The 12,876-nt window shown below is 63.2% G+C and carries 11 protein-coding genes and 1 tRNA gene; 6 read left to right on the plus strand and 6 right to left on the minus strand.

Annotated elements, in window-relative coordinates:
• Positions 1-100 precede the first annotated feature (100 nt).
• The 4 genes from BRA49_RS07360 to BRA49_RS07375 are packed head-to-tail and all read right to left on the minus strand — an operon-like array spanning position 101 to position 3,111.
• Positions 101-670, minus strand: a complete 570-nt coding sequence (locus tag BRA49_RS07360; protein ID WP_292385250.1) for a DUF447 domain-containing protein — start codon at positions 668-670, stop codon at positions 101-103.
• Positions 658-1,464: a triphosphoribosyl-dephospho-CoA synthase gene (locus tag BRA49_RS07365; RefSeq protein ID WP_292384782.1), complete on the minus strand. Its 807-nt coding sequence runs from the start codon at positions 1,462-1,464 to the stop codon at positions 658-660. Before BRA49_RS07365 ends, BRA49_RS07360 begins: the two co-directional genes overlap by 13 nt.
• A complete protein-coding gene (locus BRA49_RS07370; RefSeq protein WP_292384783.1) occupies positions 1,451-2,590 on the minus strand; it encodes a methanogenesis marker 9 domain-containing protein in 1,140 nt (379 codons plus the stop codon). Before BRA49_RS07370 ends, BRA49_RS07365 begins: the two co-directional genes overlap by 14 nt.
• The gene (locus BRA49_RS07375; protein WP_292384785.1) at positions 2,587-3,111 is read right to left on the minus strand and encodes a Holliday junction resolvase; all 525 of its coding nucleotides are present in this window, start codon (positions 3,109-3,111) and stop codon (positions 2,587-2,589) included. Before BRA49_RS07375 ends, BRA49_RS07370 begins: the two co-directional genes overlap by 4 nt.
• 65 nt (positions 3,112-3,176) lie before the next feature.
• On the opposite strand from BRA49_RS07375, the gene cfbA reads away from it, so the two are divergent.
• The 6 genes from cfbA (at position 3,177) to BRA49_RS07405 (ending at position 8,317) form a co-directional block, all read left to right on the plus strand.
• Positions 3,177-3,569 carry a sirohydrochlorin nickelochelatase gene (cfbA, locus tag BRA49_RS07380; RefSeq protein ID WP_394339111.1) on the plus strand — a complete coding sequence of 131 codons (393 nt, stop codon included), beginning with the start codon at positions 3,177-3,179 and terminating at the stop codon, positions 3,567-3,569.
• A gap of 5 nt (positions 3,570-3,574) precedes the next feature.
• Positions 3,575-4,729: a coenzyme F430 synthase gene (cfbE, locus tag BRA49_RS07385; RefSeq protein ID WP_292384789.1), complete on the plus strand. Its 1,155-nt coding sequence runs from the start codon at positions 3,575-3,577 to the stop codon at positions 4,727-4,729.
• A gap of 2 nt (positions 4,730-4,731) precedes the next feature.
• On the plus strand, positions 4,732-5,796 hold the full coding sequence (gene cfbD, locus BRA49_RS07390; RefSeq protein ID WP_292384790.1) for a Ni-sirohydrochlorin a,c-diamide reductive cyclase catalytic subunit: 1,065 nt from the start codon (positions 4,732-4,734) through the stop codon (positions 5,794-5,796).
• A complete protein-coding gene (cfbB, locus tag BRA49_RS07395; RefSeq protein WP_292384791.1) occupies positions 5,793-7,160 on the plus strand; it encodes a Ni-sirohydrochlorin a,c-diamide synthase in 1,368 nt (455 codons plus the stop codon). The genes cfbD and cfbB overlap by 4 nt, the downstream gene beginning before the upstream one ends.
• Positions 7,161-7,264: 104 nt before the next feature.
• Positions 7,265-8,134 carry a branched-chain-amino-acid transaminase gene (gene ilvE, locus BRA49_RS07400; protein ID WP_292384793.1) on the plus strand — a complete coding sequence of 290 codons (870 nt, stop codon included), beginning with the start codon at positions 7,265-7,267 and terminating at the stop codon, positions 8,132-8,134.
• A gap of 110 nt (positions 8,135-8,244) precedes the next feature.
• Positions 8,245-8,317, plus strand: a tRNA-Glu gene (locus BRA49_RS07405).
• A gap of 171 nt (positions 8,318-8,488) precedes the next feature.
• Here BRA49_RS07405 and BRA49_RS07410 read toward each other — a convergent pair.
• Positions 8,489-11,473: a type I restriction endonuclease subunit R gene (locus BRA49_RS07410; RefSeq protein WP_292384795.1), complete on the minus strand. Its 2,985-nt coding sequence runs from the start codon at positions 11,471-11,473 to the stop codon at positions 8,489-8,491.
• A complete protein-coding gene (locus tag BRA49_RS07415; protein ID WP_292384797.1) occupies positions 11,470-12,858 on the minus strand; it encodes an RNA-binding domain-containing protein in 1,389 nt (462 codons plus the stop codon). Before BRA49_RS07415 ends, BRA49_RS07410 begins: the two co-directional genes overlap by 4 nt.
• Between the last annotated feature and the right edge of the window lie 18 nt (positions 12,859-12,876).

Raw genomic sequence — 12,876 nt, forward strand, 5'->3', positions numbered from 1 at the left:
ACTGAGAAGGTACCTTCCCCCGGTTCCGGGCCGGATGACCGGCTGCCCAGGGGAAGGGATATCCGGGCTTCAGAGGACCGGTCATGCCGGACGAAGACCGTCACTCCCGGGTAAGGTCGGCGATATACCGCTCGAGGAGGTCGAGCGCCTCCCACTCCCGCTGGCCGCCGCATTTCCGGACAAGGCCGGCGTGATGCTCGATCAGTCGCCCGAGCCAGGGGTCGTGGTTCCTGACGTAGCGGGTGGCATGAACCGTTGCGTCTACGATGCTTGCAAACCCCCGGTTCACCGGGTGCAGCCGGAGCCTGAGCACCTCCTCGTGGAAGGGAATGAGCCGGACGATGATAGCCTCGGTACTCGACCGCTCCACGTCGGCGGCAAACGCAGCCCAGGCCTCCACGTCGCGGAGACGGCAGATAATCCGGCCGTCGACCTCCTCCCGGACGAAGTTCTCCTCGGGGAGGTCCTCAAAGGCGGTCCGGACATAGACTACCGGGTCAAAGACGAAGTTTGCCACTACCGAACGTTCTCGGGCGATGTTCCGGGCCGTATGGCTCCCCCGGAAGAGGACCATATGCAACGAGCCGCCACGGTTGATGATCCCCATCGGGGCGGCGTTGCAGTCGGTGGTCGCGATGACCTCGTTGATCCCCTCGGTCAGGAGTCCCACTGCCATCCCTCCCCGAGCGCCACGTAAAGCCCCGCGATGGTGATATCGGCGATCGAGCCAGGGTTGATCCCGTCCCGGACGCACTCCGCGTCAAAGGCGGCAAGGTCATGTTCTCCCCTGAGCACTCCGGCCGCGCAGCGCATCGTCTGCTCGGCGACCGTGTCTCCATGCTTCTTCGCGATGAAGGTATCGGGTTCCGTCGCGAGGAGGTCGAGGAACGCCGCAACGATCGCCTGCCGCCCGGGCCCGTGCTCATGGAGCAGGTCCGCGCACCGGCGCGTCAGGGCAAATCCGTTCGTCCACTCCCGGGCGACCATGTCCCGGTTCGCCGAGTAGGCCATGATATCGGCAAGCGTCATCCCCCGCTCCCGGATCGCGGCGACCGAGGTGGGGTCGTTGACGTCCAGATCGTCGCTCTTCCCCATACGGACCTCCGTGAGGCCGAACGCCGCATAGAACTCGATCGCGTCCGCAACGTCGGTCCCGGCGACGATCCGCCGGGCACCCTCGATATCTCCCCCGAGGATGAGCGGGAAGAGAAGGATGAACGCCCCGAAGTGGGTGTTTCCCCCGGAATGATTGTTCGTGAGCATGACCGCCTCCCGGATCAGGCTGCCGACCCTGCCGCCGGTCCGCTCGGCCGCATCAAAGGCGGGCCGCGCGAAGATCGTCGAGGCAAGGAAATGTTCGAGACGGGTATCGCTATAGTCATGGCACCGGTCCACGTTCCCGGGCTTCGGGTAGGCGCAGACCTCGAGCATCATCGCCATCTGTGCCCGTTCAGCACGACTCATCGACGGTCTTGCTCTCATCGAATATCCTGTTCATTATCTTTTCAGAGAGGCGGTGCTTGCATCGCATGTACTCCCGCGCCGAGAGGCCTCTGCTCTCGAGCGTCATATTCCGGAACATGCAGGGGGAACTGATCTTGCAGCACCAGGCGAGGCTCCCGAAACAGGTGCTCCTCCCGTCCTCAAGCGGCGTTCCCTTCACTGCCTCCTGTTTGAGTGTCAGGTACTCGTTCCGGGAGATTCCGAGTTTATCGAGAGTCGGGATGAGCGGGCAGGCCTTCACCGGCATGCAGCAGAAGGCGAGCCCCCTGATATCGCCGCCGCGGCAGATCTGTTTCGGGGCGTTGTACCAACCGCCCTCTTCGGCGGCCCGGCTGATGGCGGCATCGAGCCCGGCAAGCGTCCAGGGATCGGACTTCCGGGCGAGCGAGACGAGGTCCGCACCGTGGGAGAAGGCATCCATCGCCTTATCGAAGGTGTTGATGGAGTTGTTTGCGATCAGCATCATGGGTGAGGCGTTGCGGATCTGGCGGACCTTGTTGTGCCCAAAGTCCATCAGGTCCACATGGAGGATATCCGCCCCTGCCTTCCAGACGGCGCGGGCGAGGCCCGCATCGTTTCCCGCGATACCGGCCCGCACCTTCACCGAGACGGTCACACCCTCCGCCTTTAAGGCCCGGACGATCGCGACGAGGTCCACCGGGTGGTGGAGGAGGTACTCGCCGCACCCGGCCTCGATCATCGGCGGCTGCCGGCAGTGGGCGTCAATCTCATAGACCACGCGGTCCTCGAACGCTGCAGCGACCTCCGCGTAGGCGGCAGGGGTGCTCCCGCGGAGGTTGATGCCGGTCACAACGTCGCTCTCTTTTAAAGCGTCAATCTCCTTTTCCAGCGCTTTTAAAGGATCATCGTACACGAACTCTTTGCGGCCCCCCGCCGCCATCCGCCGGCTTGCATCAAGGGTGAGGTCGTCGATGGAGTAGCCGCCGATGAAGGCGGTTCCGACATGAGCCGCCCGCTCAAGCACGTAGGCCGCATCCACGATCCCGGCCATGGATGCTATCGCTACCGGTGTCTTTACAACCCGATCGTTTATGAGGAGCTCAAAACGATCATATGCTTCCATCATACTTCTCTATCCGTTGGTGGTGAGAGAGGATATTGATTTGTATCAAGTCCCGGGAGGTCGTACTCCTCATCGGCTCGGTCGAGGGTGCAGCAGAGCCGAAAATCATCGATCGGGATGCCGGGCACGTTCCCGTAGTAGCCGAGCAGGGTCTCCCAGGGCATGAGGTATGCCTCCTTCGCCCTCCCTGCGCCGAACCGAAACTCGACGGCAAGGAACCCCCGCCGGCCCGTCTTCCTGATGAAGTCGGTGATCGAGTCGACCTGATGGACATGGTTCTTGTCGGAGTGAAAGTGCTGGGAGAAGTAGATCTTCTTACCCGATATTGACTTGCACTCGATGGCCAGGTAGTAGCGGGGGTCGAGAGAATCGACCAGGACGTCGACATACTGGGTGTTGAATTTGCTCTGCTTGAGCCGGTAGGCGAACCCCTGTGTCTTCCGGTGAGCGAAGAACCGGTTGAGGCAGGAGGTGATCTCCCGTTCGAAGTTTGCCATCCAGTAGAGGGTTGGAAACAGGGCCATAAAAAGAATAGGTAATTATTTTAATATGCTCCCGTAGTACCTTGTAACATATGGGTAGAATTGGAATGTTACTGGTCGGCCACGGGAGCAAACTTCCCTACAACAAGGAACTGATCGAGACCACCGCGGGGATCATCGCCGAGCAGACCGACATGTACCTCGTCAAACCCGGCTTCATGAGCCTGAACACACCGACAGTGGAGGAGCAGCTCAAGGCGTTCCGGAGCGAGGATATCGACATGCTCGTCGTCGTCCCGCTCTTCCTCGCAAAAGGCGTCCACATCAACCAGGACATCCCCGAGATCCTCGGCCTCCCGGCAGGTGTCCGGAAAGGCGAATTTCAGTTGAACGGGAAGACGGTGCCGCTCGTCTACGCAAATCCCATCGGCAGCGACCCGCTCCTTGCCGAACTGATGCTGAAGAACGCGTCCGACGCGATCGCCGAACTGAAGCCCTGAGGACGATGCGAGTCCTGGTGCTGGATACCATTCATGGCGGGGCCGACCTCGCCGCGGCACTCCGGGATGCCGGCCACGAGGCAGACGAGGTGGACGTCTACCGCGGGAAGACCGGCATCTCCCTCGAAGAGGCGCTCGTCCGCACCTACGACCTCGTCACCGCGCCGGTCCACCTCGACCCGGACCATCTCCTCCTCCGGCGGCACGGGCCCGCGGTCTCGCACCACGAGGCGGTGAAGTGGGTCCTCGACGAACGGTTGCCGCACCCGTTCATCGAGATCACCGGGGCGAGGGGGAAGACCACCACCGCCCACGCCCTCGCAGCGCTGCTGCCGGGGCCGGGGATCCTCCACACATCGACCGGGACATACCGCTACCCGGAGCGGGAACGCCTCTGGAAGAGGAGCATCACGCCCGCCTCCCTGATAGCGGCAGTCCGCGAGGCGGAACGGATCGGCGGCTGGCTGGTCGCGGAGGAGTCGCTCGGCGTCACCGGCGCCGGAGACGTGGCGGTGCTGACCTCACCAGAGGACTACCCGGTCGCGGCGGGGAAGAAACACGCGATCACGGAGAAATGCCGGCTGCTCTCCCGGGCGCGGAGGATCGTCCTCCCGGACGGGATCGATCTCCCGGGAGGAGTCATGGCCGATGAGGTCGTCTCCTTCGAGGGAAGGGTCTGCCGGTATGCCGGGTTCGGGGTTGCCGGCACGTTCACGAACCCCCTCTGCACCCTTGCGGGCTACCGGACGCCGCTCGCGCTTGCGGCGGCGACCGCCTGCCTCCTCGGGATCGATCCTTCTCCCCTCGGGCGGTTTTCCGCCCTGCCCGGCCGGATGGCGGCCCGGTGGGAGGGGGGTCTCCTGATCCTCGATAACGCGAACAGCGGGACGAATGCGGCGACCACTATCGAGGCCGCCCGCTACGCGCGGGAACTTGCCGGCGGCGCTCCCCTGACGCTCGTCATCGGCGAGGAGGCGCGGGCAATCTGCGAGGGGTTCTCGACCGAGGATATCCGGCGGACGGTGACGGCCGTCGGGCCGACAGCGACCGTCTACGTCGGGGAGGGGCAGGCCGCCACGACGCTTGAGGCGGGCCTCGATGCCGCCCGGAGGATCACCCCGGCGGGGGCGATCGTCCTCGCGGTAAAGACGTGGAGATAACCATGGATTACATTCAACCAAGACCGAGTTCAATCGTCGCGGCGCTGTATACCGCCCGCGACCTGGGGGTGGACGTGGCGATCCTCCACGGCCCGTCGGGCTGCTCGTTCAAGCACGCCCGGCTCCTCGAGGAGGACGGCATGCGGGTGCTGACGACATCGCTCGCCGACAACGAGTTCATCTTCGGCGGGCACGACCCGCTGATGCGGGTGCTCCGCTACGCGGAGAAGGAGTTCTCACCCCGGCGGATGGCGGTCGTCGGGACGTGCGTCTCGATGATCATCGGCGAAGACCTCCAGTCCGCGATCCTCGACGCAGGGGTCGCGACGCCCGCGATCGCCGTGGACATTCACGCCGGGTTCCGCGAGAACATCGACGGGGTGCTCGCGACGCTTGAGCCCGCGGCAGCGGCAGGCTGGATCAGCGCCGGCGAACTGGAACGGCAGCGCTACCTCCTCGGCAAGGCCAACGAGGTGGAACGGCTCCGCGGGGCGGCATCCCGGACCTACATCGAGCCCTCTCGTGGCGACCTCAAGCACCTCGCGGCAGAACGTCTGGTGGAACTCGCCGACTCCGGCGCGACGGGCGTTGCCGTCATGAACGCGAAGAAGGAGACCGCGTATATGTTCGCCGACGAACTCATCGGCCTCCACGACGCCTGCCCGGACGCCGCGGTCACCTACATCGCAAACCTCGAGGACCGGGGCCTCCCGAAGGTCCGGGCAGACGCCGACCGGATCCTCGCGGGGATGCGAGAGAAAGAAGTCGACCCCGAACTCCTCGGGGCGCTCGACGAGTACGGGGCGAACGGGACCGCGATCGGGGAGCGACTCCGGGAGATCGACCCCGACTTCGCCCTCATCGTCGGGGTGCCGCACGCCGTCCCGCCGGAGTATACCGAGGGCATCGAGGTCTTCTCGATCACGAACGGGCCCCGGCAGGTAGAGCCCCTGCGGGAGATAGGGCACCGGCACGTCATGGTCGAGATCGACCTGCACCCGAAGACCCTCGGGGTCCGGGATATCGTCGAGAGCGAGTTCGGGGCGGTCCTCCGGAGCATGCGATGAAGTCCTTCCTCATCGCCGGCGACCGCTCCGGGAGCGGGAAGACGAGCATCACGCTCGCGCTCTCGGCCCTCCTCTCGGCCGACCGGACCGTCCAGACCTTCAAGGTCGGGATGGACTACATCGACCCCTCCTACCTTGCGGGGGTGACGGGCCGGCCCTGCCGGAACCTGGACGGCTACGTGATGAGCCCGGGCGAGGTCCGGGCGATCTTTGCGCACGGCTGCCGGGGAGCGGATGTCGCCGTCGTCGAAGGAGTCCGGGGGCTCTTCGAGGGCGCGGAGGCCCTCACGGATCTCGGGAGCACGGCCGCGATCGCCAAACAGCTCGACCTGCCGGTGGTCCTCGTCATCAACGCCCGGAGCATCACCCGGAGCGCGGCGGCGATCGTGAAGGGCTTTTTGGCCTTCGACCCGGATGTCGATATCCGGGGGGTCGTCTTGAACAACGTCACCGGGACCCGCCACCAGGAGAAGGCGGTCCGTGCGATCGAGCACTACTGCGGGATCCCCGTCGTCGGCGCCATCCCCCGGACGGCGGAGATGGAACTCGCCATGCGCCACCTCGGCCTCGTCCCCTACCGGGAAGGGCAGGGGCACGGGGAGTTCCTCGCGCGGATCGAGACGGTGAAGCGGATGATCGGGGAGCACGTCGACCTGGATGCCCTGCTCGCCCTCGCGAAAGAGGCCGAGCCGCCGGCGGAGGAGAATATCATATATGCGGCGGTCGAGCCGGACGTCCGGATCGGCGTCGCGCTCGACGAGGCATTCAACTTCTATTACGCCGATCTCTTCGACGTTTTAGCGTCGTGCGGTGCCCGGGTGGTGCCGTTCTCCCCGGTCCACGACCGGCTCCCGGAGGCCGACGGCTACATCCTCGGCGGCGGCTACCCGGAGCTCTTCGGGCGTGAACTCGCGGCGAACACCGCGATGCGGGAAGGGCTCTTCGAGGCCTCCCGGAACGGCACCCCCATCTACGCGGAGTGCGGTGGGCTCATCTACCTCACGGAGCGGATGGTCCTCGCCCGGGGGTTTATGGACGCGGACGTGGAGAAGGCCTACGACCTCGCCGGGGTCTTTGCTGGCGAGACAAGGATGCCGGGGCGGCGGATGCTCGGCTACGTCGTCGGGACGAGCGCGGCAGGAAGCCCCATGGGCGAGGCGGCGTTCAAAGGGCACGAGTTCCACTACAGCAGCGTCGACCTCGCGCCGGAGACCCGGTTCGCCTACCGGCTCAGCCGGGGGAGCGGGATCCGGGGAGGGTTTGATGGTGCGGTCCGGGACCGGACGATCGGGAGTTACACGCACCTCCACCCGGTGACGAGCAGAGGGATGCTCGCGCACTTCGTCGGCTCCTGCCGGGACTGAGCGGTCCCGGCCCTCCTCTTCTCTCAGGCGGCGACCGGGGTGCCGGGGCGGTCCGGCAGCATGAAGCGCAAAACATACAAACGAACCGGGCCCATTCTTGTACTATGATCATCTACCTTGACGGCAGATACGTCCCCGAAGAGGAGGCGAAGGTCTCGGTCTTCGACCACGGTCTCCTCTACGGCGACGGCGTTTTCGAGGGGATACGCGCCTACAACGGAAGGGTCTTCCGTCTCGACGAGCACATCGCACGGCTCTACGACTCGGCGAAGGCGATCGACCTCGCCGTCCCGATCGCGAAGGAGGAGATGGCCGAGGCGATCAAGGAGACCCTGCGGAAGAATAACCTCCGGGACGCCTACATCCGCCCGATCGTGACGAGGGGCAAGGGCGACCTCGGCCTCGACCCCCGGAAGTGCGCGAAGCCGACCGTCATCGTCATCGCCGTCTCGTGGGGCGCGATGTACGGCGACCTCTACGAGAAGGGCCTCCGGGCGGTCTGCGTCTCGGTCAGGCGGACCCCGCCGGAGTCGATGCCGCCGAACGTCAAGAGCCTCAATTACCTCAACAACATCCTCGCGAAGATCGAGGCGAACTACCGCGGCGTCGACGAGGCGATCTTCTTCGACACCAAGGGCTACATCGCCGAGGGCTCCGGGGACAACATCTTCGTCGTCAAGGACGGCGCCATCATCACCCCGCCGACCTTAAACAACCTGCGCGGCATCACGCGGGCGGTCGTGCTCGAGATCGCGGAGTCGATGGGCATCACCCTCCTCGAGCGGAACCTGGGCTACTTCGACCTCTACACGGCCGACGAGGTCTTCGTCACGGGAACGGCGGCGGAAGTCGGGCCGATCCGCGAGATCGACGGCCGGGTCATCGGGAACGGCAAGCCCGGCCCCATCAGCCGGCAGCTGATGGCGGCCTTCAAGACCGTCACCCAGAAGGAAGGCTCCCCGATCGACGCGTGAGGGAGCCCGGGTCTCCGGGCCGGGAAGTTCCGGTCACCGGGCGGCCGGCCCATTTTTCCGGCGCAACTTTTTTATCTTGCGGTGTCGAAGTTGTATGGCACACTGTGCATGCTGCTATAGTGTAGAGGCCAATCATGTCGGCCTTTCACGCCGACGACAGGGGTTCGAATCCCCTTAGCAGCATTTCTGTTCTGAGGTTCAATGCCCTGGAGTTACATCTATGAGTTTGAGCAAAAAGACTGCTTTACTCCGTTAAAAACCTCTGGTAAATAGGTAAGGGAGCTCACTGTCTTCTAGGACTATGGGCTCATTACGTTCAGTTTCGGCATTCTGGTCGACAGAGCGCTCGATAAGTTAGTAATACTGCCGAATGTAGGCGTAGGCCCGATCGAAGAGCTCCTGGTCGGTATGAAGTTTGTACTTGAGCAGAGTACGCCGGAGCTCCTTCTGCACGAGTCGCTCGCCCTGTGAGGTATGCTGCCAGTCCGGGAAACGTACCTTCCGCACAATCTCGTCGATATCGTTCACGATGCGCTCGACGATGATGTGCGTTCCGTTGCTCTTTGCCTCGTTGAAGAGTTCGGTGAGCGCTTCTTTGGCCTGAACGCGTTCTGCCTCCGGATCGACTTCCCGTTCGGCCTCGACAACATCCCTGGCCACCTCAAGAATCGCTTTCAGGAACTCCAGGCTGGTGATGAAGCCCTGTTCATGGCGTTCCCTGATCTTCTCCAATCGCTCGCCCAGCGCGATGAATGCCGGGTTGTTCGCATGCTTGCGGAGACGGGCAACGAGTTTGATCTCGATCTCCCGGGCTTTCTTCCCCGGGTTGGTATCATTGAGGATCTCGTGGAGCACCTGCGCATCCAGCACCAGCGTCTCGACGTCGTCCCGCACCGACTCAACATGGACGTTCTGGTTGATCAGGTCGATCGTCTTCGCGCCGAGTGCATGCCACAGCAACCTGCCGTGACCGCTTGGCGGCTTCACGGATTCATAGACCTGCGTGAGCCACCTGAAGTCCGTCTCGTACGGGCCGAGCACGGGATCGGGGGAGAGTGCTTCCCAGATTGTGCTTAGAACGGAGTATTCCGCTGCGAACCTATCGCGGAGATCGTTGTTGGGCAGGCACTGTTGTGCGGCCATGAGTCCCTCGAAGGTGCTCACCGATCGGTCCACTCCGGGGAAGAACGCGAGGCATTTCTGAACCTGAAGCGGGAGCGCTTTACGCAGTTCGTCGATGTTGGTGATGACCTGCTGCACAACTTTTTCGTCGAAGTCAAGCGCCCCTGCCACGTCGTCGAAGATGCCGATATAGTCCACGATGAGGCCATGAGTCTTTTTTTGGCCGAATGTGCGGTTTGTCCGGCAAATGGCCTGCAGGAGGTTGTGATCCCTCATCGGCTTGTCGAGATACATCGCCTGCAGGATAGGCGCATCGAAACCGGTCAGCAGTTTATTGGTGACGATGAGGAACTTCAGCGGGTCCGCCGGGTCGCGGAAGCGGTCAAGCAGTCTCTCTTCTGCGTCTTTATCGCGGGCGTGGGTCTTCCATTCGGGCGGATCGCCTGCCTGACTGATCATTACGATCGCGCTCGCCTCCGGGTCGATTAGCTCGTCCATCACCTGCTTGTAGAGCACGCAGCACTCGCGGTCGAAGGTCACCACCTGTGCCTTGAAGCCGTTCGGCTCCACCCTGGCCTGGTAGTGTTTGACGATGTGATTCACCACGGCGCGGACACGCTCGGGGTTCTTCACCAGGACGGCCATCTTCGCTGCCCGTTTGGCGAGATCATCGCGGTCCTGTTCGTTTAAGGAGCCGGTGATCTCGTGGTATGCTTCGTCGATGGCTGCCCTGTCGATCTTCAGCCTTACCTCCGGCGCCTCGAAGTGCAGAGGCAGCGTGGCCCGATCACGGATGGATTCCTGGAACGAGTAGCGGCTCATGTAGCCCTTCTCGTCTTCATCGGCGCCGAATGCCCAGAACGTGTTCCGGTCGGCACGGTTGATGGGTGTCCCGGTGAGGCCGAAGAGGAATGCGTTCGGCAGAGCCTCCCGCATCTTACGGCCGAGATCACCCTCCTGCGTGCGGTGCGCCTCGTCCACCATCACGATGATGTTCGAGCGCTCGTTCAACGTTCCGTCGGCTTCAGCAAACTTGTGAACGGTGGTGATAAGCACTTTCCTGACGTCCTGCGCGAGAAGTGTCTGCAACTCCTGCCGCGTGGCTACGCCCACCATATTCGGCACGTCGGCGGCGTTGAAGGTGGCGGTGATCTGGGTGTCGAGGTCGATGCGGTCGACGACGATCATCACCGTGGGGTTGGCGAGTTTTGGGTGCAAGCGGAGTTTCTGCGCTGCGAAGACCATGAGGAGTGATTTGCCGCTGCCCTGAAAGTGCCAGATGAGTCCTTTCTTCGGATAGCCTTTCACCACGCGATCCACGATCTGGTTGGCGGTGAAGAACTGCTGGTACCGGGCGATGATTTTGATCCGGCGGTGCTTCTTGTCGGTAGCAAAGAGCGTGTAGTACTGCAGGAGGTCGAGCACCACCTCCGGCTGGAGCATGCTCTCGACCGCCCGGCGGACATCGGCGAGCCTCCCCTCCGGTTCATTCTCCTCCGTCCGCCATGGCCCCCAGAGATCGATCGGCATCCTGATCGAGCCGTAACGGTAGGCCTTACCCTCGGTGGCGAAGGAGAAGACGTTCGGCACGAACATGGCCGGCACCTGCTTTTCATAGATCTCGTTGATCAGGTAGGCGCCGTCGAACCAGGTCACGGCGCTCCGGGTGGGCGTCTTCGCCTCGCCGATGACCAGCGGGAGTCCGTTGACGACGAAGACGACGTCGAACCGCTTCTCAACCGAGCCGGCCTGGTAGGTCCACTGGTTGGTGACGACGAGGTGGTTATTGGCCGGGTTCGTTGTGTCGACGAGGCGCACGGGAACGTGCTCCCCGTTCTTCCCGAAGGGCATGGTCTTCTCGCCCCGGAGCCAGGCCATGAAGTTCTCGTTTGCCCGCACGAGGCCGTCGGCCTGCACGGCGAGGAGAATGGCGCGGAGGTTGTAGATGACCTCGTCTGCCCGGTCGGGCCCGGCAGCGATCTCAGGGTTGAGGCGAATGAGCGCGTCCCGCAGCCATGCCTCCACCATCACGTCGCCCCACTGCCGGGGGAGAGCGGCGGCCGGCACGTACTCCCAGTGGGCCGGGCGGAGATCGCCGCTGAGGGACCCGCTCCAGCCGGGAGGGTTTTCCCGGACGGTCGGGCGGGCGAGAGATCGCTTTCGGGTGACGGTATCGAGGATCATCTGCTCGACGGTGGAGGATTCGGTGAAGGTCATTCCAGCACCTCCCAGCGGCCGCCCCGGGCAGGGCCGATGCGGCGGAGCCGGCCGTCTCTACGCAGGTTGGCGATCTGCTTTTCGACGGCCCTCTGCGTGATCTCGAGCCTTTCTGCGACTACTCTTGCTGAAAGGTTGGGTTCGGCCTTCAGGAGTGCGAGAATTTTCTCCGAACTTTTCTCCGAACCTTTCTCCGAACCTTTCTCCGAACCTTTCTCCGAACCTTTCTCCTCCTTTCGGTGAACCGTGGCGGTGAAGAGACAACCGTCCCGGTCGTCGGCAAAGTCGATCTCGGGCCAGTCTTCGAGGGCACGCTTGATGCCGGAACCGAGGCCGCGGTACGGCAACAGCCCCTTTGCGACGTACGATGCCAGGATGGGGTTCCTGATATTCGAGTTGCCGGTCCGGATCTTTTCCACCGTCAGGTTGTTCGGGAGGTGGCCGGGGCTGATGATCTCGATGCGATTATCGAAGATGAACAGCCGGATCGGTGCACTGACCAGATAATCCCGGTGCACCAGAGCATTGACCAGGAGTTCCTCAAAGACTACCAGCGGGATCTCCGGAACCCCCGGTGCATTGACTCCTTTACCTGCCTGGACCTTCCGCAGGTTGCGCATGATAAAGGCCATGGCGCCCTCGAAGAGCTCAGGAAATGTCCCGGAAAAATCCTCTGTGTCGAGGTATTCGCTTACGTGGATGGCATTGCCCGGATAGCGGATGGCCTTGATGATGAACTGCGGTTTGATCCACTCGGGCTTCTCAGCAAAGAGGAGCACCCCGGCCAGATTCAGCATGCCGTCGTCCGCGGCAAGGTTCATGTTCTGCAGGAGCGTCAACAGTTCTTCAGGCGAATCCGGATAGGGCTGGTTGTAGGTGTCCCGCAGGAAATCGCGGAAGCGCAGCCTGTCCAGTTTGTCGACGCCTGCTCTGGTCGGCAGCTCGTCGGCATGGAAGATATCGACGCTCTGGAAGAGGCGGCGGAGTTCTTCCCTGGAGTTCACCCGCCGTTTGTCGGCTCCGTTTTTGAGCCAGATCACGCCGTTCCTATCAAAGTATGGCTTATCCTGTCCCTTCGGAACGGTGAGCACAATGACGATGCGGTCTTCGTCCACCTGGATATTCTCGGTCTGTACCGTCAACGGGCTCTTCACGTGCTGAGAGGCCGCGTTGCTGATGAGCTGATTGATCCGGCTCACATCCTTGCGCGACAGACCGGGCACGGAACCGTCATCAGACACACCGAGAAAGAGCGTACCTCCATCGGCGTTGGCAAATGCCGCCATCTCCGCAGCAAGGGCATCGGTATTGGTGATGTCGCGCTTGAACTGGCGGCGACTGTCTTCACCGGCGGCGAGCAGGGCCTGAAGGGTATCAGGGATCATGGGGGTGCCTCTCCGTGG

This window comes from Methanoculleus sp. UBA430 (assembly GCF_002506585.1).
Taxonomy (GTDB): Archaea; Halobacteriota; Methanomicrobia; order Methanomicrobiales; family Methanoculleaceae; genus Methanoculleus.

What these genes read in the sequence shown, in the direction of transcription:
- cfbA (WP_394339111.1), top strand. Translation starts at nt 3,177, where the DNA reads ATGTTACTGGTCGGCCACGGGAGCAAACTTCCCTACAACAAGGAACTG.
- BRA49_RS07365 (WP_292384782.1), bottom strand. Translation starts at nt 1,464, where the DNA reads ATGAGTCGTGCTGAACGGGCACAGATGGCGATGATGCTCGAGGTCTGC.
- BRA49_RS07370 (WP_292384783.1), bottom strand. Translation starts at nt 2,590, where the DNA reads ATGATGGAAGCATATGATCGTTTTGAGCTCCTCATAAACGATCGGGTT.
- BRA49_RS07415 (WP_292384797.1), bottom strand. Translation starts at nt 12,858, where the DNA reads ATGATCCCTGATACCCTTCAGGCCCTGCTCGCCGCCGGTGAAGACAGT.
- BRA49_RS07410 (WP_292384795.1), bottom strand. Translation starts at nt 11,473, where the DNA reads ATGACCTTCACCGAATCCTCCACCGTCGAGCAGATGATCCTCGATACC.
- ilvE (WP_292384793.1), top strand. Translation starts at nt 7,265, where the DNA reads ATGATCATCTACCTTGACGGCAGATACGTCCCCGAAGAGGAGGCGAAG.
- BRA49_RS07375 (WP_292384785.1), bottom strand. Translation starts at nt 3,111, where the DNA reads ATGGCCCTGTTTCCAACCCTCTACTGGATGGCAAACTTCGAACGGGAG.
- cfbE (WP_292384789.1), top strand. Translation starts at nt 3,575, where the DNA reads ATGCGAGTCCTGGTGCTGGATACCATTCATGGCGGGGCCGACCTCGCC.
- cfbB (WP_292384791.1), top strand. Translation starts at nt 5,793, where the DNA reads ATGAAGTCCTTCCTCATCGCCGGCGACCGCTCCGGGAGCGGGAAGACG.
- cfbD (WP_292384790.1), top strand. Translation starts at nt 4,732, where the DNA reads ATGGATTACATTCAACCAAGACCGAGTTCAATCGTCGCGGCGCTGTAT.